Origin of the sequence: Sinomonas sp. ASV322 (assembly GCF_030908245.1) — a bacterium.
GTDB lineage: Bacteria > Actinomycetota > Actinomycetes > Actinomycetales > Micrococcaceae > Sinomonas.
On record NZ_JAVFJJ010000004.1, the window covers coordinates 261,900 to 284,044 of the forward strand.

Annotated in this window: 24 protein-coding genes and 1 riboswitch; of the genes, 20 read left to right on the forward strand and 4 right to left on the reverse strand. The window is 68.5% G+C overall.

Features of this window, described 5'->3' with window-relative positions; all coding sequences use genetic code 11:
• Positions 1 to 5: 5 nt before the first annotated feature.
• Positions 6 to 1,178: an MFS transporter gene (locus RBS12_RS07970; RefSeq protein WP_307965665.1), complete on the reverse strand. Its 1,173-nt coding sequence runs from the start codon at positions 1,176 to 1,178 to the stop codon at positions 6 to 8.
• A 238-nt stretch (positions 1,179 to 1,416) separates the two neighbouring features.
• On the opposite strand from RBS12_RS07970, the gene RBS12_RS07975 reads away from it, so the two are divergent.
• The 4 genes from RBS12_RS07975 to RBS12_RS07990 all read left to right on the forward strand — a co-directional run bounded on the left by RBS12_RS07975 (position 1,417) and on the right by RBS12_RS07990 (position 5,143).
• Positions 1,417 to 2,799, forward strand: coding sequence for an ammonium transporter (locus RBS12_RS07975; RefSeq protein WP_307965536.1), 1,383 nt, complete (start codon positions 1,417 to 1,419; stop codon positions 2,797 to 2,799).
• Complete coding sequence (locus RBS12_RS07980) at positions 2,796 to 3,134, forward strand: P-II family nitrogen regulator (RefSeq protein ID WP_307965537.1); 339 nt, start codon at positions 2,796 to 2,798, stop codon at positions 3,132 to 3,134. The genes RBS12_RS07975 and RBS12_RS07980 overlap by 4 nt, the downstream gene beginning before the upstream one ends.
• Before the next feature lie 267 nt (positions 3,135 to 3,401).
• Positions 3,402 to 4,808 (forward strand): ammonium transporter, encoded by a 1,407-nt coding sequence (locus RBS12_RS07985; protein ID WP_307965538.1) that lies wholly within the window; start codon positions 3,402 to 3,404, stop codon positions 4,806 to 4,808.
• The gene (locus RBS12_RS07990; protein WP_307965539.1) at positions 4,805 to 5,143 is read left to right on the forward strand and encodes a P-II family nitrogen regulator; all 339 of its coding nucleotides are present in this window, start codon (positions 4,805 to 4,807) and stop codon (positions 5,141 to 5,143) included. Before RBS12_RS07985 ends, RBS12_RS07990 begins: the two co-directional genes overlap by 4 nt.
• Positions 5,144 to 5,162: 19 nt before the next feature.
• On the opposite strand, the gene RBS12_RS07995 is transcribed toward RBS12_RS07990, so the two are convergent.
• Positions 5,163 to 6,644 (reverse strand): glucose-6-phosphate dehydrogenase, encoded by a 1,482-nt coding sequence (locus RBS12_RS07995; RefSeq protein ID WP_307965540.1) that lies wholly within the window; start codon positions 6,642 to 6,644, stop codon positions 5,163 to 5,165.
• A gap of 85 nt (positions 6,645 to 6,729) precedes the next feature.
• Between RBS12_RS07995 and ffh the strand changes: the two genes are divergently transcribed.
• Entirely contained in the window at positions 6,730 to 8,310 is a 1,581-nt protein-coding gene (ffh, locus tag RBS12_RS08000) for a signal recognition particle protein (RefSeq protein WP_307965541.1), read from the forward strand.
• A gap of 154 nt (positions 8,311 to 8,464) precedes the next feature.
• Here ffh and thiC read toward each other — a convergent pair whose 3' ends face one another.
• Positions 8,465 to 10,240, reverse strand: coding sequence for a phosphomethylpyrimidine synthase ThiC (thiC, locus tag RBS12_RS08005; RefSeq protein ID WP_307965542.1), 1,776 nt, complete (start codon positions 10,238 to 10,240; stop codon positions 8,465 to 8,467).
• Positions 10,239 to 10,346: riboswitch (TPP riboswitch) on the reverse strand. (Overlaps the previous gene by 2 nt.)
• 31 nt (positions 10,347 to 10,377) lie before the next feature.
• Here thiC and RBS12_RS20230 point away from each other — a divergent pair.
• From RBS12_RS20230 to RBS12_RS08070, 14 genes are all read left to right on the forward strand, one after another.
• Positions 10,378 to 10,641 carry a hypothetical protein gene (locus tag RBS12_RS20230; protein WP_373886495.1) on the forward strand — a complete coding sequence of 88 codons (264 nt, stop codon included), beginning with the start codon at positions 10,378 to 10,380 and terminating at the stop codon, positions 10,639 to 10,641.
• Positions 10,642 to 10,734: 93 nt separating this feature from the next.
• Positions 10,735 to 11,463: an amidohydrolase family protein gene (locus tag RBS12_RS08010; RefSeq protein ID WP_373886496.1), complete on the forward strand. Its 729-nt coding sequence runs from the start codon at positions 10,735 to 10,737 to the stop codon at positions 11,461 to 11,463.
• 66 nt (positions 11,464 to 11,529) lie between these two features.
• Entirely contained in the window at positions 11,530 to 12,414 is an 885-nt protein-coding gene (locus tag RBS12_RS08015; RefSeq protein WP_307965543.1) for a VOC family protein, read from the forward strand.
• Between the two features lie 140 nt (positions 12,415 to 12,554).
• Positions 12,555 to 13,016: a hypothetical protein gene (locus tag RBS12_RS08020; RefSeq protein ID WP_307965544.1), complete on the forward strand. Its 462-nt coding sequence runs from the start codon at positions 12,555 to 12,557 to the stop codon at positions 13,014 to 13,016.
• 196 nt (positions 13,017 to 13,212) lie between these two features.
• Positions 13,213 to 13,629 (forward strand): 30S ribosomal protein S16, encoded by a 417-nt coding sequence (gene rpsP / locus RBS12_RS08025; protein WP_307965545.1) that lies wholly within the window; start codon positions 13,213 to 13,215, stop codon positions 13,627 to 13,629.
• A gap of 1 nt (position 13,630) precedes the next feature.
• Complete coding sequence (locus RBS12_RS08030; RefSeq protein WP_307965546.1) at positions 13,631 to 13,873, forward strand: RNA-binding protein; 243 nt, start codon at positions 13,631 to 13,633, stop codon at positions 13,871 to 13,873.
• A gap of 144 nt (positions 13,874 to 14,017) precedes the next feature.
• On the forward strand, positions 14,018 to 14,602 hold the full coding sequence (gene rimM, locus RBS12_RS08035; protein WP_307965547.1) for a ribosome maturation factor RimM: 585 nt from the start codon (positions 14,018 to 14,020) through the stop codon (positions 14,600 to 14,602).
• Entirely contained in the window at positions 14,603 to 15,400 is a 798-nt protein-coding gene (gene trmD, locus RBS12_RS08040) for a tRNA (guanosine(37)-N1)-methyltransferase TrmD (RefSeq protein WP_307965548.1), read from the forward strand.
• 246 nt (positions 15,401 to 15,646) lie between these two features.
• Complete coding sequence (rplS, locus tag RBS12_RS08045; protein ID WP_307965549.1) at positions 15,647 to 16,006, forward strand: 50S ribosomal protein L19; 360 nt, start codon at positions 15,647 to 15,649, stop codon at positions 16,004 to 16,006.
• Between the two features lie 54 nt (positions 16,007 to 16,060).
• On the forward strand, positions 16,061 to 16,744 hold the full coding sequence (gene lepB, locus RBS12_RS08050; protein WP_307965550.1) for a signal peptidase I: 684 nt from the start codon (positions 16,061 to 16,063) through the stop codon (positions 16,742 to 16,744).
• Positions 16,741 to 17,496: a signal peptidase I gene (gene lepB / locus RBS12_RS08055; RefSeq protein ID WP_307965551.1), complete on the forward strand. Its 756-nt coding sequence runs from the start codon at positions 16,741 to 16,743 to the stop codon at positions 17,494 to 17,496. The genes lepB (RBS12_RS08050) and lepB (RBS12_RS08055) overlap by 4 nt, the downstream gene beginning before the upstream one ends.
• 1 nt (position 17,497) lies before the next feature.
• Positions 17,498 to 18,244, forward strand: coding sequence for a ribonuclease HII (locus RBS12_RS08060; protein WP_307965552.1), 747 nt, complete (start codon positions 17,498 to 17,500; stop codon positions 18,242 to 18,244).
• A 4-nt stretch (positions 18,245 to 18,248) separates the two neighbouring features.
• Positions 18,249 to 18,572 (forward strand): DUF2469 domain-containing protein, encoded by a 324-nt coding sequence (locus RBS12_RS08065; protein WP_043127802.1) that lies wholly within the window; start codon positions 18,249 to 18,251, stop codon positions 18,570 to 18,572.
• A gap of 112 nt (positions 18,573 to 18,684) precedes the next feature.
• A complete protein-coding gene (locus RBS12_RS08070; RefSeq protein ID WP_307965553.1) occupies positions 18,685 to 19,044 on the forward strand; it encodes a YraN family protein in 360 nt (119 codons plus the stop codon).
• Between the two features lie 32 nt (positions 19,045 to 19,076).
• Here the strand turns inward: RBS12_RS08070 and RBS12_RS08075 are convergent, their stop codons facing one another.
• Positions 19,077 to 20,138: a hypothetical protein gene (locus RBS12_RS08075; RefSeq protein WP_307965554.1), complete on the reverse strand. Its 1,062-nt coding sequence runs from the start codon at positions 20,136 to 20,138 to the stop codon at positions 19,077 to 19,079.
• A 305-nt stretch (positions 20,139 to 20,443) separates the two neighbouring features.
• On the opposite strand from RBS12_RS08075, the gene RBS12_RS08080 reads away from it, so the two are divergent.
• Positions 20,444 to 22,021, forward strand: coding sequence for a YifB family Mg chelatase-like AAA ATPase (locus RBS12_RS08080; protein WP_307965555.1), 1,578 nt, complete (start codon positions 20,444 to 20,446; stop codon positions 22,019 to 22,021).
• Positions 22,022 to 22,145: the final 124 nt, after the last annotated feature.

Sequence of the window (22,145 nt, forward strand, 5' to 3'; positions counted from 1 at the left end):
CCTCCTCAGACAGGCGTTCGACGGCGGCGCGCGGCCCACGCGGGCATCGCGGCGAGGAGGCACGCGCCCGAGGCCGCGAAGGCCCACCCGTAGCCCACGCTGTCCGCGAGGAGCCCCGCGAGCAAGGGCCCGATGATGCTCCCGACGTCGGAGACCATCTGGAACACCGCGAGCGGGGCGCCCCCGCTGCGCTCGCGTCCGATCGCGTCGGCGACCGTGGCCTGGAGCGCGGGGCCGAGGAGGCCGGAACCGAATCCTGCGACGACGGAAAGCGCGTAGAGGATCGCGTCGGATCCGCTCAGGCCCATGAGTCCCGTGCCCGCGGCGGCGATCACGAGGCCCGCCAAGGCGAGCGGACGGCGGCCCCACGAGTCGACCAGACGCCCCGAGAAGGTCAGCGCGCCGGCCGTGCCGAGCGCGAAGAGGGTGAGCGCCAGCCCCGCGGTTGCGGGCGAGGAGTGCAATGCGGCCGCGGCGAAGAGGGGTACGAGCGCCATGCGGATTCCGAAGGTGGCCCAGCCGTTCGCGAAGCTCGCGACGAGCGAGGCCCGATACGGCGGGAGAGCGAAGGCCTCCGTGAGCCGTAGGGGCGGGAGCCTGTTCTCGGTCCGCGCCGCCCGGCCGCGGCCGAGGAAAAGGCCGACGACCGACGCCGCCACGACGAGCGTGCCCGCGTACACGAGAAAGGGCACCCGCAGACCCCACCCCGCGAGGAGACCGCCCACGAGTGGCCCCGCGATGTTGCCGAGCAGGAACGATGAGGCGTAGAGACCGCTCACTCGACCGCGGGCCTCGGGCGGGGCGAGCCGGACGATGAGGCCTGAGGCGGAGATCGTGAACATGGTCGAGCCGATGCCCGCGAGCCCACGGAAGAGGAGCAACTGCCAATAGTCGCCCGCGAACGCGCACGAACCCGTGAAGACGGCGACCGTGAGCACACCGATGACGTAGACGGGACGCTCGCCGAGGCGGTTCACGAGCGACCCCGCAGTCGGGGCAAGCACGAGCCGTGCGAGCGCGAAGACGCTCACGATGATGGATGCCGCCGTCGCGCCGACGCCGAAGCTCGCCGCGAACTGGGGGAGGACCGGGGCAACGATGCCGAAGCCGATCGCGATCGCAAAGGCGGCGACGACGAGCACCCATACGTCGCGGGGAACGGCAGGGCGGACGGGCATCGAACGGGAGGCGACGCCGCGGAAGACACGAAGGGGCACGCATCAACACTACGAAACACCCCGTTAACACGTCGGTGACGAGGCCTTAACTCGCGGGATGAAGTTGTAACACGAGGGCAATTTTGCCCGCGAGCGGATGAAACACCCGGGGAGGAATCTGATGTCAGTGGTTCGGACGGGCCGCCGTTATGGCGCCCCCGGGCCTGAGGACCCCGTTCCCCCCTCGAAAGGCAACACCATGACCCCCACCCTCAACGCGGGCGACACCGCTTGGGTGCTCGCATCGGCGGCCCTCGTGCTGCTCATGACGCCCGGGCTCGCGTTCTTCTACGGCGGCATGACCCGCGCGAAGTCCGTCCTGAACATGATGATGATGAGCTTCGGCGCCATCGCGCTCGTCGGGGTCCTGTGGGCGACCGTCGGGTACTCGATGTCGTTCGGCACGGACGCGTTCGGCGGTCTCGTCGGCAACCTTGACAAGTTCGGACTCCACCACGTCCTTTCGACCGGTTCCGACATGCCGCTCTCGGGGACGATCCCCGAGCTCGCGTTCGTCGGATTCCAGGCGGTCTTCGCCATCATCACGGTCGCGCTCATCTCCGGCTCGATCGCGGACCGCGCGAAGTTCGGCTCGTGGATGGTCTTCGCGGCGTTCTTTGCGGTCCTCGTCTACTTCCCGGTCGCGCACTGGGTGTTCGACGGCAACAAGGACGCGAACGGCAACTTCATCGGCGGCTGGCTCAACGGCCTCGGCGTTATCGACTTCGCCGGTGGTACGGCGGTCCACATCAACGCCGGTGCGGCTGGCCTTGCGCTCGCCCTCGTGCTCGGCAAGCGCCGCGGCTTCGGCAAGGACCCGAACCACCGTCCCCACAACCTTCCGTTCGTCATGCTCGGCGCGGGCCTCCTGTGGTTCGGCTGGTTCGGCTTCAACGCCGGCTCGGCGCTCGCCGCCAACGGCACGGCAGCCTTCGCCTGGATCAACACGCTCATCGCCCCGTGCGCCGCGACGCTCGGCTGGCTGATCGTCGAGAAGCTCCGCGACGGCCACGCGACGTCCCTCGGTGCCGCGTCGGGCGCCGTAGCGGGCCTCGTCGCCATCACGCCGGCCTGTGCCGCGATCTCCCCGCTCTACGCGATCATCCTCGGTGTCCTCGCCGGCGCGGTCTGCGCGCTCGCGGTCGGCCTCAAGTACAAGTTCGGCTACGACGACTCGCTCGACGTCGTGGGCGTCCACCTCGTCGGCGGCGTCATCGGCACGCTCTTCATCGGCCTCGCGGCGAGCCCCGGCGCTCCGTCCGCCGGCACGGGCCTCTTCTACGGCGGCGGCTTCGACCTCCTCGGCAAGCAGGCCATCGGCGCCGGCTCTGTCCTCGGCTACTCGTTCGTCGTCTCGCTCCTCATCGGCCTGCTCATCAAGGTCACGATCGGCTTCCGCGTCACGACCGAGGCGGAAGAGGCGGGCGTCGACATCGCGATCCACGCCGAGACGGCCTACTCCTCGACGTCCTCCGGGAACACGTTCCACCCGCTCGGCTCGAAGGCCACGGAGGAGATCGCCGGATTCAACGCCGATGATCTGCTGACCGAGTCCGCCAAGGCAGGGAAGGTAACTTCATGAAGCTCATCACCGCGATCGTCCGGCCCGAGAAGCTCGAGGCCATCAGGGAGGGCCTCGAATCCTACGGGGTTCAGGGACTGACGGTCAGCACGGCGAGCGGCTACGGCCAGCAGCGCGGCTACACCGAGGTGTACCGCGGCGCCGAGTACAGCGTCGACCTCCTCCCCAAGATCCGGGTCGAGATCCTCGCGACCGACGAGCAGACGGATGACATCCTGGACGTCCTCATCACCACGGCCAACACGGGCCGGGCCGGCGACGGCAAGGTGTGGACGGTGGACGTCCACGAGGCGATCAGGGTTCGGACCGGCGAGCGAGGAGCCGCCGCGATCTGAGCGCCACCCTTGTGAAGGCAAGCGGACGACGGCGGGACATCCCGCCGTCGTCCGCTTCCGTTTGCGCGGCGCACGGCGCGCGCAGGGGGACCCCGGAAAAGCCCGAAAACAAGCGGATGAAACATCCCGTTAACGCGGCGGTGACGTCCTCTTTACGTCAGTTGGAATCTTGTAACACGTGAGCAACATGACCGCCTGAAGTCGGAAACACCGCACCGAGAATCTGGACGGCAAGAGAAGCCCGTCCCTCGGAAGGCACGACGACACATGAACGCTGGCGACACCGCCTGGGTCCTCATCTCCGCAGCCCTCGTCCTCCTCATGTCTCCCGGCCTCGCGATCTTCTACGGCGGCATGACCCGCGTGAAGTCGATGCTCAACATGATGATGATGAGCTTCGGCGCCCTCGCGATCGTCGGCGTCCTGTGGGTCACGGTCGGGTACTCGATGTCTTTCGGAGCGGACGCCTTCGGCGGCCTCGTCGGCAATCCGTTCCAGCTGTTCGGCCTCCACGGACTCCTCTCGACGGGGACCGACCTGCCGCTCGTCGGCACGGTTCCCGAGCTCGCGTTCGTCGGCTTCCAAGGGGTCTTCGCGACGGTCACGGTCGCGCTGATCTCGGGGGCGATTGCCGATCGGGCGAAGTTCGGCTCGTGGATGGTGTTTGCCGCGCTGTGGGCCGCACTCGTGTACTTCCCCGTCGCGCACTGGGTGTTCGACGGGAAGAAGGCCGCCGACGGGACATTCATCGGCGGCTGGCTCAACCACCTCGGCCTCATCGACTTCGCCGGCGGTACCGCCGTCGAGGTCAACGCGGGGGCGGCGGGGCTCGCCCTCGCCCTTGTGCTCGGCAAGCGACTCGGTTTCGGCAAGGATCCGAACCACCGCCCGCACAGCCTCCCGCTCGTCATGCTCGGCTGCGGCCTCCTGTGGTTCGGCTGGTTCGGCTTCAACGCCGGCTCGGCCCTCGGGGCCAACGGCGAGGCCGCGTTCGCGTGGATCAACACGCTCGTCGCGCCGTGTGCCGCGGTCCTGAGCTGGCTCGTCGTCGAGAAGGTCCGAGACGGTCACGCGACCTCCTTCGGCGCCGCGTCGGGCGCCGTCGCGGGGCTCGTGGCCATTACGCCGTCATGCGCGTCGCTCTCGCCGCTCTGGTCGATCGTCCTCGGGCTCGTTGCGGGCGCCGTGTGCGCGCTCGCGGTCGGCCTCAAGTACCGCTTCGGCTATGACGACTCGCTCGACGTCGTGGGCGTCCACCTCGTGGGCGGGATCGTCGGCACCCTGTTCATCGGCCTCGCGGCGAGTCCGGGCGCGCCGGTTCCGGGCCAGGGCCTGTTCTACGGCGGCGGCTTCGATCTTCTGGGCAAGCAGGCCCTCGGAACTGTCGCGGTGCTCGGCTACTCGTTCGTCGTCGCGCTCCTCATCGGCCTCGCGGTCAAGGCGACGCTGGGCTTCCGCGTCTCGAAGGACGTCGAAGAGGCCGGCGTCGACCTTGCGATCCACGCCGAGACGGCCTACCACTCCGCGGCCGAGGCGGGCCGCGCGTTCCACCCGCTGGGCACGAAGGTGGCCGACGGCGGGCGGTCCGCGGTCGACGACGACGAGCCCCTCGTGGGGTCCGCCCGCGGCAGGGAACTCGTCGGATCGGGCAGCACGGCTAAAGTGAGTCCGTGAAGCTCATTACCGCGATTGTCCGCCCCGAGAAGCTCGATGCCGTGCGGGAAAGCCTTGAATCCTACGGCGTCCAAGGCCTCACGGTGAGCAGGGCGAGCGGCTACGGCCAACAGCGCGGGTACACCGAGGTCTACCGCGGCGCGCAGTACAACGTGGACCTCGTGCCCAAGGTCCGCATCGAGGTGCTCGCCGAGGACGAGCAGTCCGACCACATCCTCGATGCCATCATCTCCGCGGCGAACACCGGCCGGGCAGGCGACGGGAAGGTCTGGACCGTCCGCGTCGACGACGCGATCCGCGTCCGCACCGGCGAGCGCGGCCGGGACGCGATCTGACCCGCCGGTTCGAGAACGGTCAGGCGCCTGTCCCGTCCTCGCCGGACGCCGACGTCGCCCACCCGGAAGGTCCTGCGCTGCCGGCGAGGTACGTGTCCATCGGCACTTCGCCTGCGGCCCACGCCGCGAGCACGGGGTCGACGACGCGCCAGCAGCTCTCGGCCGTGTCGCCACGCACCGAGAGGAGGGGATCCCCGTTGAGGATCCCCTCGAGGACTTCGCCATAGGGGAGCAGATCCGCCTCGCTCAAGTCCGCATCGAGGGTCACGCGATTGAGGGTCATGACGTCGCCGGGTCCGTTGACGTCGACGTCGAGCTGGAGGACGTCCGGGCCGAAGCCGATGCGCAGGCGATTCGGCTCGTCGACGCCCGCGAAGCCCTCGGGCAGGTGCGGGACGGGCTTGAACGTGATGATGGCCTCTTTGCGTCGCATGCCGAGGGCCTTGCCTGAGCGCAGGATGAAGGGGACCCCGGACCACCGCCAGCTCGCGAGCGAGACGGTGATCTCGGCGAGCGTCTCGGTTCCGTGCGAGGGATCGACGCCCTCCTCCGCCGTGTAGTCGGGGATGGCGCGGCCCGCAATGGTCCCGGAGGCGTAGCGGGCGCGCCGCGTCGTCTCCTCGAGCGGGCCCTCGACGTGCGCCGCCCTGAGCACCGAGCTGATGGCGTCGCGGAGATCTCGTTCATCGAGCCGGGCCGGGGCGTCCATCGCGAGGATCGCCATGATGTGGAGGAGATGGCTTTGGATCATGTCGCGCAGGGCCCCGGCGCGATCGTAGTATCCGGCCCGTCCCTCGAGCGCCAGGTCTTCGTCGAAGAAGATCTCGACCTTATCGATGTGGTCCCGGTTCCAGATTGGTTCGAGGAAGTTGTTGGCGAAGCGCAGGCCGAGGATGTTCAGGACCGTGCCCTTGCCGAGGAAGTGGTCGACGCGGTGGATCTGCTGTTCCGGGAGGAGTGCTCGGAGCGTCTCGTTGAGCGCGGCCGCGGATTCCGCCGACGAGCCGAAGGGCTTCTCGAGGGCGAGGCGCGTGCCTTCGGGGAGATCGCGCGGATCCAGGACCTCGCAGGCCCTTTGACTGATCTGGGGCGGAAGCGCGAAGTACACGGCGACGGGAGCGGGCAGCTCCGCGATGGCGCTCGCGAGTGCGCCAGGGGCCGTGACGTCAAGCTGTCGGTAACGCGACTCCTTCCGGATGCGCTCAAGCTCGGCGCGGCCCTCGGGCGTCGAGTCTTCGAGGGCGTCGTCCGTCGCGTCGTGGACCCGCGTGGACCATTGCTCTGCGGTCCAGTCCTCGTGGCCCGCGCCCACGATCGTGAGGCCCTGATGGCGCCCGGTCGCGAGGAGACGCGCAAGGCCGGGGAACAGGAGACGGCCGGTGAGGTCTCCCGAGGCGCCGAGGATGAGGAGGCTCTTGACGGACTGCGGGCTTCCCGGAGCGCCCTCCCGCGCCGGCCGAGGGGCGTGGACGTGCTGCTCGTCAGATGTCTGCGTCGTCACGGTGCCAAGCATGCCATTGATACCCTTGAAACGGCAGAACCGCCTCCGGGCGGCCGTTTCCCATCACCGAAAGCGACCCCGTCACGTGTTCAACTCCCTCTCGGACCGACTGACAGCGACGTTCAAGAATCTCCGTGGCAAGGGGCGCTTGAGCGAGGCAGATGTCGACGCGACCGTCCGCGAGATCCGTCGCGCGCTCCTCGACGCTGATGTGGCCGTGCCCGTCGTGCGCGACTTCGCTGCGCGCGTGCGCGAGCGCGCGCTCGGTGCCGAGGTCGCCGCCGCGCTCAACCCGAGCCAGCAGATCGTCAAGATCGTCAACGACGAGCTCGTGACGATCCTCGGCGGTGAGACACGTCGCATTCGCCTCGCGAAGAACCCGCCGACCGTCATCATGCTCGCGGGCCTCCAGGGCGCCGGCAAGACGACGCTCGCGGGCAAGCTCGCGAAGTGGCTCAAGGGTCAGGGCCACTCGCCGATCCTCGTCGCGGCCGACCTCCAGCGACCCAACGCCGTGACTCAGCTGCAGGTCGTCGGCCAACGGGCCGGCGTCGCGGTCTACGCGCCCCACCCCGGCGTCCAGTCGGAGTTCGAGGCGCCCACGGGCGACCCGGTCGGCGTCGCCCGGGGCGGCCTCGAGCAGGCGCGCCAGAAGCTCCACGACGTCGTCATCGTCGACACCGCGGGCCGCCTTGGCATCGACGCCGACATGATGCAGCAGGCCGCGGATATCCGGGCCGCCGTGAACCCGGACGAGGTCCTGTTCGTCATCGACGCGATGATCGGCCAGGACGCCGTCAACACCGCGAAGGCGTTCGAGGAGGGCGTCGACTTCACGGGCGTCGTGCTCACGAAGCTCGACGGCGACGCGCGAGGTGGCGCGGCGCTCTCCGTCGCGTCCGTCACGGGCCGTCCGGTCATGTTCGCGTCTACGGGCGAGGGCCTCGACGATTTCGAGCTCTTCCACCCGGACCGCATGGCCTCGCGCATTCTCGACATGGGCGACATCCTGACACTCATCGAGCAGGCTGAAGCCAATTGGGACAAGGGCGAAGCCGCCCGCATGGCGAAGAAGTTCGCCGACCAGGAGGACTTCACCCTCGAGGACTTCCTCGCCCAGATGCAGCAGATCCGCAAGATGGGCTCGATGAAGAAGCTGCTCATGATGATGCCGGGCGCGGCGCAGTTCCGGCAGCAGCTCGAGCAGTTCGACGAGCGCGAGATCGACCGTGTCGAGGCGATCGTCCGATCCATGACCCCGCACGAGCGCGTCGCGCCGAAGATCATCAACGGTTCACGCCGGGCCCGCATCGCCAAGGGCTCCGGCGTTCACGTCTCCGAGGTCAATGGCCTGCTCGAGCGTTTCGGCCAGGCGCAGAAGATGATGCGGCGCATGGCACAGGGCGGTGGCATCCCCGGGATGCCCGGCGCGCCGGGCATGAACGGCGGATCCCGCAAGCCCGCGGGAAAGAACGCCAAGAAGAAGGCCCGCTCGGGCAATCCCGCTAAGGCGGCCCAGCAGCTCCGCGAGGCGGAGCAGAAGCGTGCCGCGGGCACCGCGAACGCGCTCCAGGGCGGCTCGTCGTTCGGCCAGCAGACCCCGCGGGACTTCGACCCGGCCTCGCTCAACCTGCCGAAGGGGTTCGAGAAGTTCCTCGGCAACTGAGCTAGTCGGCGCGGAAGCCCGCCGGAGGCCGCAGAGGCCCCGGCCCTGCGTTCCCGTCCGCTTCTCGGGCCCACGAATCGCGCCGCGACGCGAAACGCCGCGTTCCGGCCCGCATCCCACGGGATAAGCGGACTGGAACGCGGCGTTCCCGGGACTACTCGGGCGAGCCGACCGCGATCGTCTCGGGCAGGTAGACCTTCCCGCCCTGGGCGAGGAACTCGGCGCTCTTCTGCTTCATGCCTTCGGCGGCGATGGCCTCCTGAGCCTGCTTCGAGCCGAACTCGTTGCGGATGTCCTGCGAGATGCGCATCGAGCAGAACTTGGGCCCGCACATCGAGCAGAAGTGCGCCGTCTTCGCGGGCTCCGCGGGAAGCGTCTCGTCGTGGAATGCCTCGGCCGTTGCCGGGTCGAGGGACAGCGAGAACTGGTCCTTCCAGCGGAACTCGAAGCGCGCCTTCGAGAGGGCGTCGTCGCGCTCGTGTGCACCGGGGTGGCCCTTCGCGAGATCGGCCGCGTGCGCGGCGATCTTGTACGTGATGACGCCGGTCTTGACGTCGTCCTTGTTCGGGAGGCCGAGGTGTTCCTTCGGCGTCACGTAGCAGAGCATTGCGGTGCCATAGCGCGCGATCTCCGTCGCGCCGATCGCGGACGTGATGTGGTCGTAGCCGGGTGCGACGTCCGTCACAAGCGGGCCGAGCGTGTAGAACGGCGCGCCGTCGCACAGCTCCTGCTGACGCTCGATGTTCTCGCGGACGAGGTGGAACGGGATGTGACCCGGGCCCTCGACCATGACCTGGACATCGTACTTCCACGCGCGCTTCGTGAGCTCGGCGAGCGTGTCGAGCTCGGCGAACTGCGCGGCGTCGTTCGCGTCCGCGGTCGAGCCCGGGCGCAGGCCGTCGCCGAGCGAGAACGCGACGTCGTACTCGGCGAAGATCTCGCACAGCTCGTCGAAGTGCGTGTACAGGAAGTTCTCCTGATGGTGCGCGAGGCACCAGCCGGCCATGATCGAGCCGCCGCGCGAGACGATGCCCGTGACGCGGTTGGCGGTCAGCGGAACGTAGCGCAGGAGCACGCCCGCGTGGATCGTCATGTAGTCCACGCCCTGCTCGCACTGCTCGATGACGGTGTCTCGGAAGATCTCCCACGTGAGCTTCGAGGCGTCGCCGTTGACCTTCTCGAGCGCCTGGTAGATCGGCACCGTGCCGATCGGCACGGGAGCGTTGCGGATGATCCACTCTCGCGTCGTGTGGATGTCGTCGCCCGTCGAGAGGTCCATGACGGTGTCCGCGCCCCACTTGGTGGCCCACTGGAGCTTGTCGACCTCCTCGGCGATCGACGACGTCACGGCCGAGTTGCCGATGTTCGCGTTGATCTTCACGAGGAACGCCTTGCCGATGATCATCGGCTCGGACTCGGGGTGGTTGATGTTGTTCGGGATGATGGCCCGGCCCGCGGCGACCTCGTTGCGGACCAGCTCGACGTCGCAGTTTTCCCGCAGCGCGACGAAGCGCATCTCCGGCGTCACCACGCCCCGCCGTGCGTAGTGCATCTGCGTGACACGGCGGCCCTCCTTGGCGCGCCGCGGCACCGGCTTGGCGCCCTTCCACTCCTCGGACGCCGCGCCGCGCCGCATAGCCGAGCGGCCGTCGTCGAGCAGGTTCCGCTCGCGCCCCTCGTATGCCTCGGTGTCGTCGCGCTCCGTGATCCACGCCGCGCGGTACGGCGGGAGTCCGACGACCGGATCGCTGCCCGGGCCGGCGGTGCGGTAGACACGCAGCGGCGCGTTGGCCTCGCCGTTGGGGGAGTCGTCGAGGGCAATCTCGGTGACCGGGACCCGCAGGCCGTGCTCGTGATCCTCCAGGAACGCGAGTGAATGGGCAGGGTGCTGCTCCTGGCCTCGGAGGGTTTCGATTTCAGATGTGCTCATCAGGTGAGCCCTCACTTCCTACGCCGGCATGACCCGGACAGGTTCGACGGTCGCAGGCTGCGTCAGCCTGATCTCAGCCCCTGCAGGGGCACCCGTGTGGACAGATCGGAGGTTAGCACGAGGTCTAGGCTTGAGACATGACCGAGGTTTTTCATGTCTCCGGCCCCATCCTCACAGCGCCCCGTGAAATCGCCGCCGAAGCGTGGATTGTCGGTGGCCGCATGACGTACACGCAGCCCGCGGAACCCGCGAGCCGAACCCTCGGCGGCTGGGTCATCCCCGGCCTTGTCGACGCGCACTGTCACCTCGGCCTCGCCGCCGGTGGGGCAGCGGGCGACGGCGAGACTGTCCGCCAAGCGCGGACCGACGCCGCCGCAGGCACGCTCCTCGTGCGCGATTGAGGGAGTCCCGCCGACACGCGCTGGCTCGACGCGCGCGACGACGTCCCGCGCGTCGTGCGGGCAGGCCGGCACATCGCGCGAAGTCGGCGGTATTTGCGCGGCGCCGCGCTTGAGGTCGAGCCGGAGGACCTGGTCGAGACCGTGCGCAAGGAGGCCCGCGCGGGCGATGGCTGGGTCAAGCTCGTCGCGGACTGGATTGACCGCTCGGCAGGCGATCTCGCGCCGGCGTTCCCGGCCGCCGTCGTCCGCGATGCCATCAAGGCCGCGCATGACGAGGGCGCGCGCGTGACGGCGCATTCCTTCGGCGAGTCGACGATCGACGATCTGCTGGATGCCGGGATCGACTGCATCGAGCACGCGACCGGACTCCAGCCGCGGCACTTGCCGCGGATGGCCGAGCAGGGCGTGCCCATCGTCCCGACCCTCGTGAACATCGCGACGTTTCCGGAGATCGCAGCGCACGGCGAGGGGAAATTCCCGGTGTACGCGGCGCATATGCGCGCCCTGTGGAGGCGGCGTTTCGAACGCATCGCCGAAGCCCACGCCGCGGGCGTGCGGATCTATGCGGGAACGGATGCGGGCACGGTGATCGGGCACGGCCGGCTTCCGGAGGAGATCGCTCTCCTCGCTGAGGCTGTGGGGGCGGAGGCAGCGCTCGACGCCGCCTGCTGGGGCGCGCGTTCGTGGCTCGGGGCCGCAGGGCTCGGCGAGGGCGACCCCGCGGATCTCATACTGCTCGACGCCGACCCGCGCCAGGACGTCACGACCCTGTCTCGGCCACGGTGTGTCCTCCGGGCAGGCCGTGTGATCGCGGGGGAATAAGACTTCTGGATTGAAGCTTCAACTAAAGGTATTCTTGAAGCTGTCGATTCATCCCGAGGAGCCCCGATGACCACCCCCGCCAACCTCTCCGTGCCGTCACAGGACCTCCTGCCCGCGGACCTCAGCATGGGCACCGTCATGCTCAAGGTCGGCGACATGAAGCTCATGCTCGACTACTACGAGCGAGCCATCGGCCTTGTGGCCATCTCAGAGGCCCTCGGCGGCGTGTTCCTCGGGCGCAAGGGCGTGCCGATCATCCACCTGAGCCCCGCCGCCGGGCTTCAGATCCCGGGCCGCGGCGAGGCTGGGCTGTTCCATACGGCGATCCTCTTCGACACCCGTGCGGACGTCGCGGCCGCAGTCGCGACGGCCGCCCAGTATGATCCGCGGCTCTTCGCCGGCAGCGCCGATCACCTCGTCTCCGAGGCGTTCTACTTCACCGACCCCGAGGGCAACGGCGTGGAGCTCTACTTCGACAAGCCGCGCAGCACGTGGGAGTGGCAGGGGGACCGGGTCGTGATGGACAGCCTCCCCCTCCCGCCCCAGGCCTACCTCAACGCCAACCTCACCGAACAGGCCCTCGACGGCCAGCGGGACTCCGCGGCGGGAGTCGGCCACGTGCATCTCCAGGTCGGCGACGTCCACACGGCCCATCGCTTCTATGTCGAGACGCTCGGCTTCGAGCAGACCGCGGGCTGGCACGGCCAGGCGCTCTTCGTCTCCGCCGGCAAGTACCACCACCACATGGCCATGAACGTGTGGAACAGCCGCGGGGCGGGGCCGCGCAAAGACACGCTGGGCCTCGGTGAAGTGCTCATCCACGTCCCGGGCCACGACGACATCCTCGCGGCGGCCGATCGGCTCAAGGCCGCGGGCGTCGCGACACGCCACACCGGACTCGAGCTCCGCTTCGAGGACCCGTGGCGCAATTCGATCCGCATGACGGTCTGATCCCGAGTGCCGTCGTGGCAGCCGGACCCCTCCTGCGATACGCTCAACGTGTCCGCGGATTCGCGGGCACGTTGTCCGTCTCGCAGCCGGATCTGCCGGGACCACCCCGGCGCCGGCGCCCGCCTTTCAAGGGGGATACCGTGTCAGCTCCCAGCCCATTCGCCGAAGTCTTCGTTTCAACCCACGCCGGCGCCCTGCAGCGAGCCTCGGCGCTCGACTCCGGATCGGCGTCCAGCCTGGACGGAGAAGCCGTCCGCATTCCCGGAGTGTCCGACTACGAGATCGAGCAGCTCGGATCGCTTGTCGGCACCGCGGTTCACGCGGGCGGCGCAGATTACGAGCTCTCGATGGTCGACGTCTCGAGTGACAGCCTCCTGGCCGTCCCGCCCGCGATGATCCGTGCGCTCGCCGAGCTGCTCGCCTACGAATCCGACGAAGGCGAGGGCGACGCCGTCGAACGCGTGGCCGCCGCGTGGGTCGACCAGGAAGACCTGCCGTTCGACGCTCAGGAGGCCTACCGCTACGTCGAGCAGCTCGCGAAGCTCGCGGCTGACGTCGACGATTCCGATCGGCAGGAGCTTTTCGTCTGGGCGGGCTCCTGAGGTCTGCTGCGCAGCACCACCGCGCCGCGAATCGCACTTCGTCGAAGCGTCTGGCACAATAGTCGGGTACCCGATCCGCGCGGCCCCTCTCTCCGTGCGCGTCGTGTCCGAATGGAGCCCATCCGAGTACGGCCCGCCCCACGGGAGCGGAAAGCGTGGGCTCGACCCGTGTGCAGAAACAGGAGTGACCACAAAAGTGGCCGTTAAGATTCGACTCAAGCGCTTCGGCAAGATGCGCGCGCCGTACTACCGCATCGTCGTCGCCGACTCGCGCACCAAGCGCGACGGCCGTGCGATCGAGGAGATCGGCAAGTACCACCCGATCGAGGAGCCCTCGTTCATCGAGGTCAACTCGGAGCGGGCGCAGTACTGGCTGTCCGTCGGCGCCCAGCCGACCGAGCAGGTTCTCGCGATCCTCAAGGTCACGGGCGACTGGCAGAAGTTCAAGGGCCTTCCGGGCCAGGAGGGAACCCTCAGGTTCCCGAAGGGCAAGGAGCCGTTCGTGGCTCCCGAGAAGGGCTCCGTGATCGTCCCCGAGGCTCCCAAGGCCGAGAAGGCTGCCGAGGTCGCCGACGAGGCTCCGGCCGAGGCCGAGACGACCGAGGCTGAGTAGTTTGCTGGCCGACGCGCTCGAGCACCTCGTCCGGGGGATCGTCGACAATCCGGATGACGTCCAGGTGGAGGCGAAGAACAGCCGCCGGGGCGACGTCCTTGAAGTCCGCGTCCATCAGGAGGACCTGGGCCGAGTGATCGGCCGACAGGGCCGCACGGCGCGCGCGCTGCGAACTGTCGTGGCCGCGCTTGCCGACGGGGATACGGTCCGGGTCGACGTCGTCGACACCGACCGCCGCCGGTAAAGCCCGCGCGACCGCAGTAGCCATCAGCATGAGGCTCCGGCCCCTCGCCCGATTGGAGGGCTGAGGGGCCGGAGTCTTTTTCATGACGTCTGTGCTGGTCCTGCCGGCCAGCACAGACCATGCAGCACTAGGAAGGGACACGCCATGAAGGTGCGGGTCGCACGCATCGGCAAGCCGCACGGAATCCGCGGCGAGGTGACCGTACAGGTCCTCACCGACGCGCCCGAGGAGCGTTTCGTGCGGGGAACCGCGTTCGACGTGGACCCTGCCTCCCATGGCGTGCTCACCGTCCGCTCGGCCCGCTGGAACAAGGACATCCTCATTCTCGGCTTCGAGGAGGTCCCCGACCGCAACCGCGCCGAGGAGCTCCGCGGGGCCACGCTCTCGATCGAGACCGACGAGCTCGACGACGAGGGCGAAGAGGGCTGGTACGAGCACGAGCTCGTGGGGCTCGAGGCGCGCGTCGACGGGCGGGCGGTCGGCACCGTCACTGCGCTGCAGGTGATGCCCGCCCAGGACCTGCTCGTCGTGGACACGCCCTCGGGCGAGGTGCTCGTGCCCTTCGTCGAGGAGATCGTTCCCGAGGTCGACGTCGAGGGCGGCTTCGTCGTCGTCGTTCCGCCGCCGGGGTTGTTCGAGCTCAATCGCGAGGCCGAGGACGCCGGTGACGACCGCGATCACAACAAAGGCGACGACGCACAGGGCAGCAGCGCCGGACGGGACTCCTAGGTGCGCGTCGACGTCGTCAGCATCTTCCCCGAGTATCTTGCGCCCCTGCGCCTTTCCCTCCTCGGCCGTGCCCAGGAGGAGGGCCTCCTCGACCTCGTGGTCCACGACCTCCGCGACTTCGCCTTCGACCGCCACCGGACGGTGGACGATACGCCCTACGGAGGCGGCGCGGGCATGGTCATGAAGGCCGAGCCGTGGGCCCTCGCGCTCGAAGCGGTGCTCTCTGCGCGCGCTGCGGCCCCCGCGGGCGCCGGCCACCCGCCCACCCTTATCGTGCCCTCTCCCGCAGGCGAGGTCTTCACCCAGCGGCTCGCCCATGAGCTCGCCGACGAGCCGACCCTCACATTCGCGTGCGGCCGCTACGAGGGCATCGACGAGCGCGTCCTCGAATGGGCCGCCGGGCGATTCCGCGTGCGGCCAGTCAGCCTCGGCGACTACGTGCTCAACGGGGGAGAGGTCGCTGTTATGGCGATGGTCGAAGCCATCGGGCGACTCCTGCCGGGCGTGGTGGGCAACCCCGAATCGCTCGTCGAGGAGTCCCACGCCGACGGCCTCCTCGAGTACCCGGTCTACACGAAGCCGTCCTCGTGGCGCGGCCACGACGTCCCTGACGTCCTCCTGAGCGGGAACCACGGCCTCATCGCCCGCTGGAGGCGCGAGCAACAGCTTCGCCGGACCGCCGCGCGCCGTCCCGAGCTCCTCGACGGCGCGGACGCGTCCGAATTTGCGCGGGACGAGCGAGGCGTGCTCGCCGAACTCGGGTACGACGTCGTCGACGGTCGCCTCTCGCACCCCTGACACGCGCTGGGGTTCTGCGTCGGCCGCGAGTTGCGCGGTCACCTTCGCAGGGTGCGATTCGCCCGGTGGGCGCTCGACGTGGCAGAATAGAGCGTTGCGCCCGCCGGGCCCGGACTCTGCCACAGGGGAGCCGGCCAACGGACAGGGCGGCCCGCGGCCGGGTCAACTGGCGTGCGGGTGAGAGCCCCGGGCCCCACGGCCCGTGACTGAAGCGATTGACCTGTGGCAGTCGCCAGGAGTAGCACAATGCATATTCTCGACTCGGTTGACGCTTCGTCCCTGCGTTCGGACATCCCGTCCTTCGCCCCCGGCGACACCATCAAGGTTCACGTCAACATCATCGAAGGCAAGAACTCGCGTATCCAGGTCTTCCAGGGCTTCGTCGTCGGCCGTCAGGGCCACGGCGTTCGCGAGACGTTCACCGTCCGCAAGGTTTCCTTCGGCGTCGGCGTCGAGCGCACGTTCCCGGTTCACTCCCCGATCATCGACAAGATCGAGGTTGTGACCAAGGGCGACGTCCGCCGCGCGAAGCTCTACTACATGCGCGAGCTCCGGGGCAAGGCTGCCAAGATCAAGGAGAAGCGCGACTACACCGCTTCCAAGTAAGACCTGGCGATTGCATCGCCGCTTAGGCCTTACGGCTTCAGCCGCAGACGTTTCGTGACTTCTCCAGCAGACTCCGAACGCGGCACCCGGACCGAGCGCCGGCCCAGGCTTCTGGGCTGGCGCTCGGCGCTTCTCGGGGTGTTCGCGGCCCTCCTCGTAGGGGGGCTCGCGCGGGCGTTCATCGTCGACGTCTTCTATGTCCCCTCCGGCTCGATGGAGCCTCTCCTGGCGCCAGGCGACCGCATTGCCGTCTCCCGCACAGCCTTCGCGGGGCGGCCGGTGGCGCGCGGCGACGTCGTCGTCTTCGACGGCCGCGGCTCGCTCGCGCCCCTCGAGAGCGGGCGCGGCTGGATCGGCGACGCCGTGTGGGGCGTCGGCGCGTGGCTCGGCGTCGTCCCGAACGAGACGGCGTACGTCAAGCGCGTCGTCGGAGTCGCCGGCGACCATGTCGCGTGCTGCGCGGCGGACGGGCGTCTCACCATCAACGGTGTCCCGCTCGCCGAGCCGTACCTGTACCCGGGTGACGCGCCGAGCGACGTCAAGTTCGACGTCGTCGTCCCTCAGGGAAGGCTGTGGCTCCTCGGTGACCACCGGTCGGATTCGGTCGACTCCCGCTCGCTCCTCGGAGCGCCGGGCGGCGGGCTCATCCGCACGGATCGTGTGATCGGCGAGCCGGTCGCCATTCTGTGGCCGCTTGATAGATTGGGGGAAATGAGCACCATGAAGGGACATCAGTGACGCACGGGGCCGGAACAGGATCGGACGCCGCGGATTCGGCCGCTCGTCATCACGAGGGCGCTTCGGGGAGCACGGGGAAGCCGAAGCGGAACGGATTCCTTGCGCTTCTGCGCGAGATCGCGCTCATCCTCGTGATCTCGATCGTGCTCTCGTTCGTCATCAAGACGTTCTTCTTCAAGGCGTTCTACATCCCCTCCGAGTCGATGGTGCCGACGCTCGAGGAGAACGACCGCATTTTCGTGAACCTCATGGTGCCGAGGAACTTCGCGCTCCAGCGGGGGGACGTCATTGTGTTCAAGGACACGAAGGGCTGGCTTCCGCCGTCCACGTACGGCGAACAGAACTGGTTCCAGGAGAGCTTCGAATTCATCGGCCTGCTCCCGGACACGTCGCAGCAGCACCTCATCAAGCGCCTCATCGGCCTCCCCGGCGACCATGTCGTGTGCTGCGATGCCCAGCAGCACATCACGGTGAACGGAGCCGCGCTCAGCGAGCCTTACGTCAATCCGGCCGAAATCCCGCGTCCCGTCCCGTTCGATGTGACCGTTCCGGCCGGCAAGGTGTGGGTGATGGGAGACAACCGCAACCATTCGTCCGACTCCCGCTACCACAACTCCCAAGAGCCCGGCGATGGATTCATCGACAGGGGCGACATCGAGGGCCAGGCCGTCGTCATTGCCTGGCCGCTCAACCGCCTGACCGCGCTCGGCAACTACCCCTCTACGTTCTCCTCCGTTCCGAACCCCAAGTGACATGACGCCGCTCGACCACTCCACCCTCGACCGGCCGGTCGCGCCGAAGCGGCCACCCGCCGCGCCGACCCTTCGCTACGTGCGGCAGCTCGCCGCCGAGTTCGGCCCGCTGGTCGCAGGATGCGACGAGGTCGGCCGCGGCGCGCTTGCGGGGCCCGTGAGCGTCGGGGTTGTCGTGATCGATGCGCGATCTGTCAAGACCAGAACGGTCCTGCGCGACAGCAAGCTGCTCGCCCCCGAACGGAGAATCGAGCTCGTTCCGCTCGTCCGAAAGTGGGCGGTCGCGAGCGCGGTGGGACACGCGAGCGCCGAGGAGATCGACGACGTCGGCCTCATGGAAGCGCTCCGCCTGGCAGGCGCGCGGGCCCTCGGCGAGATCGAGGCGGCCGGGGTCGTGCCCGACGTCGTCCATCTCGATGGCAACTACGATTGGCTGGGCCGCGGGGGCCAGGGATCCCTCTTCGGCGATGCGACGCCCGTGCCGACCGTTCCGGTGCGGACGATGATCAAGGCCGACCTCAAGTGCCAGGCAGTTGCCGCTGCCAGCATTCTCGCCAAGGTCGAGCGCGACGGGCTCATGGGGCAGCTCGGCGCGCAGGACCCGCGTTTCGGCTGGGCCGTCAACAAAGGCTACGCGACCCCCGAGCATCGCGCGGCCCTCCAGTCCTTCGGGCCGACAATGTGGCACCGGCGGAGCTGGAACCTCGACCGGGCGGCGGTCGAGGCCCTCGTCGGTGATGGAAGATAGGACTATGAGCGCAGAAGACCTCGAGAACTATGAGACCGACATGGAGCTCCAGCTCTACCGGGAGTACCGCGATGTCGTCTCGCTCTTCAGCTACGTCGTGGAGACCGAGCGTCGGTTCTACCTCGCCAACCACGTCGACCTCCAGGCGCGGTCTGCCGACGGCGAGGTGTACTTTGATCTGACCCTCCAGGATGCGTGGGTCTGGGACGTCTACCGCAGCGCGCGCTTCGTCAAGAGCGTTCGGGTGATCACGTTCAAGGACGTGAATGTCGAGGAGCTTCCCAAGGTCGAGGACCTTGCCCTCCCGAAGGACGGCCTGGGCACGTAGCCGCGGTGGGTTGCCGCGGGGTTAGTCCTCAACAGGGATTCCCGAGGCGATTCGTCCACATAGCGCGGACTCGCCATGGGGTCCTGCGCTGGGTGCTGGCAGTGTAGGCCGCATGAGGGCAAAAGACCGGGTGGGCCAGCGCGGCGAACGCCTCGCTGAGGCGTACCTCGACACGATCGGCTTCACCGTGCTGGACCGGAATTGGCGGGGGGTCGGCGGCGAACTCGATCTCGTGGCCCTCGACGGAGACGTCTTGGTTGCGGTGGAGGTCAAGGCGAGGTCCTCATGGGCGTTCGGCCATCCATTCGAAGCGGTCGACGGCGCCAAGCTGGCTCGCATCGTCCGGCTCGCTGCAGCGTGGGCCCGCGAGAACGGCCAGCTGAAGCGGGCGCGGCGCGTGGACGTCGTGGCCGTGACCGGCATCGGGCGAACCGACACGCCGCTCATCGAGCATCTCCGGGGCGTTGCTTAGCGGTGGTTGTGGGCGCGCCCTCGGGGTCTCGGTCACGGGATGCGCGCATCTGCCCCATCGAAGGACGGATAGGACTGTGACGCCGCCTGGCTCGCGACGTCGACACCGGGCTCGCCGCCCTCGGCATCAGGATTGCTGCTGAAGAGTGTGACACCCTCGTCCGGCGAAGGCGGCACGTGAGCGTGCTTGCCGGCCTTCTTGGCCCGCCGCTCCGCGCGTGCACCGCTGCCGAGCGTCAGCCCCAGAATGCTCATCCCGGCAATGAAGCCGTAGACGACGGACCGCTCGTACCACCCGCGCGGATACGCGTGGTTCGGGTCAAGCCATCCCCAGCTGAGCGCGAGGAGCATGTAGCCCCCGTACGAAGCCCAGATCGCCGTGAAGAACATCGCGATCGCGACGAAAGGTCGGGGTGTCCACCAGAGGACCGCGAGGAACAGCACCGTGAACACCGAACAGACGAGGAACGCTTCTGTGCTGTACACGTGCATCGGTGTGTTGTAGTCCTCAGGGAAGGCGCCGACGCCGACGAGGGATGCGCCTGCACATGCCATGAGGAACCGGGTGAAGTTCGTCACATGGTGGCGCCAGCCGACTCGATGGTCAAAGTGCTCTCCGACAACATGTCGGGCTACGCGTCTCGCTTCGCTGATGCGGACGTCGCCGGGCTCGGTGGGGCGGGTGGTCGCGTCCTTGAACCGTTCGTGGTGGCCGCCGACCCGGAGCACAGTTGACGTGATCAGCGCCGCCGCGACGACGATCCCGGCCCCCAGGGAGATGAGCGACAGGTCCATCATCGGAAACAGGGGAGAGCAGATGTTGCGCGCGTAGACGCTGCCGACATCCCGAGGCTGGCAGCCGCGGGCCCCGAGGTCGCTGATGAAGTACTGCCAGTAGTCGTAGGTCACGTAGTTGAGGGGCGGTTGCCTCGTCGGATCTACCCATGCGACGGCCGCGACGCGCTCGACGACGAAGTACAGCAGCAGACTTCGGGCGGCCCACGATCCGATGATGTGCCGGGTGTCAGCAAGGCCGGGGCAACGCGCAGCCGTCCAGGGCGTGAAGATGCTCGCGAGGATGGCTTTGGGGTTCATGGCGACGATTAACGCGCTTCGATGGATAAATATCAAGGGGCTTGTTGGACATGACCGAAAACGTAGGCCTACCGGATGTGCGCTGTCGATTCGCGGCAGGCTGATGCCAGTTCGCCAATCGTCCTCCACAGAGGTTTTTTGGGCGCTCCATCCACATGGGGACCCATCAGCGCGACAGCCTCGCATCGTACCCGGCAGGGTGGACTCATGGGGGAAAGAGAAGCGACGGCACCCGCCCGACCGTGCTGTTTTGGGGACTGCACTCGGTGGCGGATAGGCCGTCCGGGGCTGGATGGGCGGCATGCGTGAGTGGGGTCGGGAGGGCTCTCGGGATCGGTCTCGTGGGGCTCAATGGGTATCTCGTCGAGGTCGAGGCCGATATCGGCCAGACCCTCCCGGCGTTCGTCCTGCTGGGGCTTCCAGATTCGGCGTTGAACGAGGCCAAGGAGCGGGTGCGGTCGGCGGCGCAGAACTCAGGCATTCCGCTGAGCCGCCGGAAGATCACGGTCAATCTCCTGCCGGCGGCCCTGTCGAAGAGGGGCACGGCGTTCGATCTCGCGATCACGGTGGCGGCACTCGCCGCCGCGGGGGACATCCGCGTCCCAGCTGAGACAGTGTTCATCGCCGAGCTGGGGCTCGACGGGCGTCTTCGTCCGGTGCAGGGCATTCTTCCTGCCGTGATGGCGGCCGTGCGCGCTGGGCACCCCGACATCGTCGTGGCAGCGGCCAATGGCCCCGAGGCGAGGCTCGTTCCGGGGGCGCGGGTCCATGAGTATGAGAGCCTGGGCGGGCTCGTGCTCGACCTCGGGGCGGATCCGCTCAAGGTGCTCCTTCCGGAGCCCGGCTCCGACGCGGCTATGGCCGAGGCGGTCGTTCGCCGCGCGGATGCGGGAAGCGAGGGCGGGGCGATCCCAGAGAGCGGGAGCCCCGACCTCCGCGACGTTGCAGGCCAGGCCGACGCGCGGGCGGCGCTCGAGGTTGCCGCGGCGGGCGGGCATCATCTCTTCATGCTCGGCCCGCCCGGGGTGGGAAAGACCATGCTGGCCGAGCGTCTGCCGGGGATCCTGCCTGACCTGGACGACGAGGCTGCCATGGAGGTCACTGCGATTCACTCCCTCTCGAAGCTCCCGAGCGCGACACGGGAACTCGTGCGCCGACCGCCCTTCGAGAGCCCCCACCACACCGCGAGCCAGGTCGCGATCATCGGCGGCGGCTCGGGAATCCCGCGCCCAGGCGCAGCCTCGCGGGCCCACAGAGGCATCCTCTTCCTCGACGAGGCGCCGGAGTTTGGGGGCCGGACGCTTGATTCGCTTCGCCAGCCGCTCGAGAGCGGAGAGGTGTCGATCCATCGATCGGCGGGGCACGCCACCTACCCGGCGCGTTTTCAGCTCGTGCTCGCGGCCAATCCTTGCCCTTGCGGGCAATCGTCGGGGAAAGGCCTGCAGTGCACGTGCACGCCCCAGGCGCGCCGCCGCTACCTCGCGCGGCTCTCGGGACCGCTGCTCGATCGCGTCGACATTCAGGTGGGCGTGAGACAGCCTTCGACCTACGACCTGGCCTCGAACGAGCCAGCCGAGGCCTCAGCGGTCGTGGCGGCCAGGGTCAGGGCGGCGCGCGAGCGCCAGACCGAGCGGCTCGCGCCCTATGGCCTCCACACCAATGCCGAGATCCCGGGACGCCTCCTCAGGGGGCCGTTTCGGCCACCTCCGTCGGCCATCCGCACCCTTGAGCAAGCACTCGAGCGGGGCACTCTGACGGCCCGAGGATACGACCGGGTTCTTCGCGTGGCCTGGTCGATCGCCGACCTCGCCGGGCACGACGTGCCGGACGATGACGATGTGGGACAGGCGTTGGTTTTCCGAACGATAGAGGGGGGTCGCTGATGGGAGGCGTTCAGTTTAGGGGAGCTGGCCTAGGGGTTCCGATCGAAGGAGGCCTGGGGGACGCGAGGATCGCTCGTGCGGCGCTGACCCGCCTGATTGAACCGGGCGATCGGACGGGTGCGGC

What these genes read in the sequence shown, in the direction of transcription:
- RBS12_RS07970 (WP_307965665.1), bottom strand. Translation starts at nt 1,178, where the DNA reads ATGCCCGTCCGCCCTGCCGTTCCCCGCGACGTATGGGTGCTCGTCGTC.
- RBS12_RS07975 (WP_307965536.1), top strand. Translation starts at nt 1,417, where the DNA reads ATGACCCCCACCCTCAACGCGGGCGACACCGCTTGGGTGCTCGCATCG.
- RBS12_RS07980 (WP_307965537.1), top strand. Translation starts at nt 2,796, where the DNA reads ATGAAGCTCATCACCGCGATCGTCCGGCCCGAGAAGCTCGAGGCCATC.
- RBS12_RS07985 (WP_307965538.1), top strand. Translation starts at nt 3,402, where the DNA reads ATGAACGCTGGCGACACCGCCTGGGTCCTCATCTCCGCAGCCCTCGTC.
- thiC (WP_307965542.1), bottom strand. Translation starts at nt 10,240, where the DNA reads ATGAGCACATCTGAAATCGAAACCCTCCGAGGCCAGGAGCAGCACCCT.
- RBS12_RS20230 (WP_373886495.1), top strand. Translation starts at nt 10,378, where the DNA reads ATGACCGAGGTTTTTCATGTCTCCGGCCCCATCCTCACAGCGCCCCGT.
- RBS12_RS08015 (WP_307965543.1), top strand. Translation starts at nt 11,530, where the DNA reads ATGACCACCCCCGCCAACCTCTCCGTGCCGTCACAGGACCTCCTGCCC.
- rimM (WP_307965547.1), top strand. Translation starts at nt 14,018, where the DNA reads ATGAAGGTGCGGGTCGCACGCATCGGCAAGCCGCACGGAATCCGCGGC.
- rplS (WP_307965549.1), top strand. Translation starts at nt 15,647, where the DNA reads ATGCATATTCTCGACTCGGTTGACGCTTCGTCCCTGCGTTCGGACATC.
- RBS12_RS08060 (WP_307965552.1), top strand. Translation starts at nt 17,498, where the DNA reads ATGACGCCGCTCGACCACTCCACCCTCGACCGGCCGGTCGCGCCGAAG.
- RBS12_RS08065 (WP_043127802.1), top strand. Translation starts at nt 18,249, where the DNA reads ATGAGCGCAGAAGACCTCGAGAACTATGAGACCGACATGGAGCTCCAG.
- RBS12_RS08070 (WP_307965553.1), top strand. Translation starts at nt 18,685, where the DNA reads ATGAGGGCAAAAGACCGGGTGGGCCAGCGCGGCGAACGCCTCGCTGAG.
- RBS12_RS08075 (WP_307965554.1), bottom strand. Translation starts at nt 20,138, where the DNA reads ATGAACCCCAAAGCCATCCTCGCGAGCATCTTCACGCCCTGGACGGCT.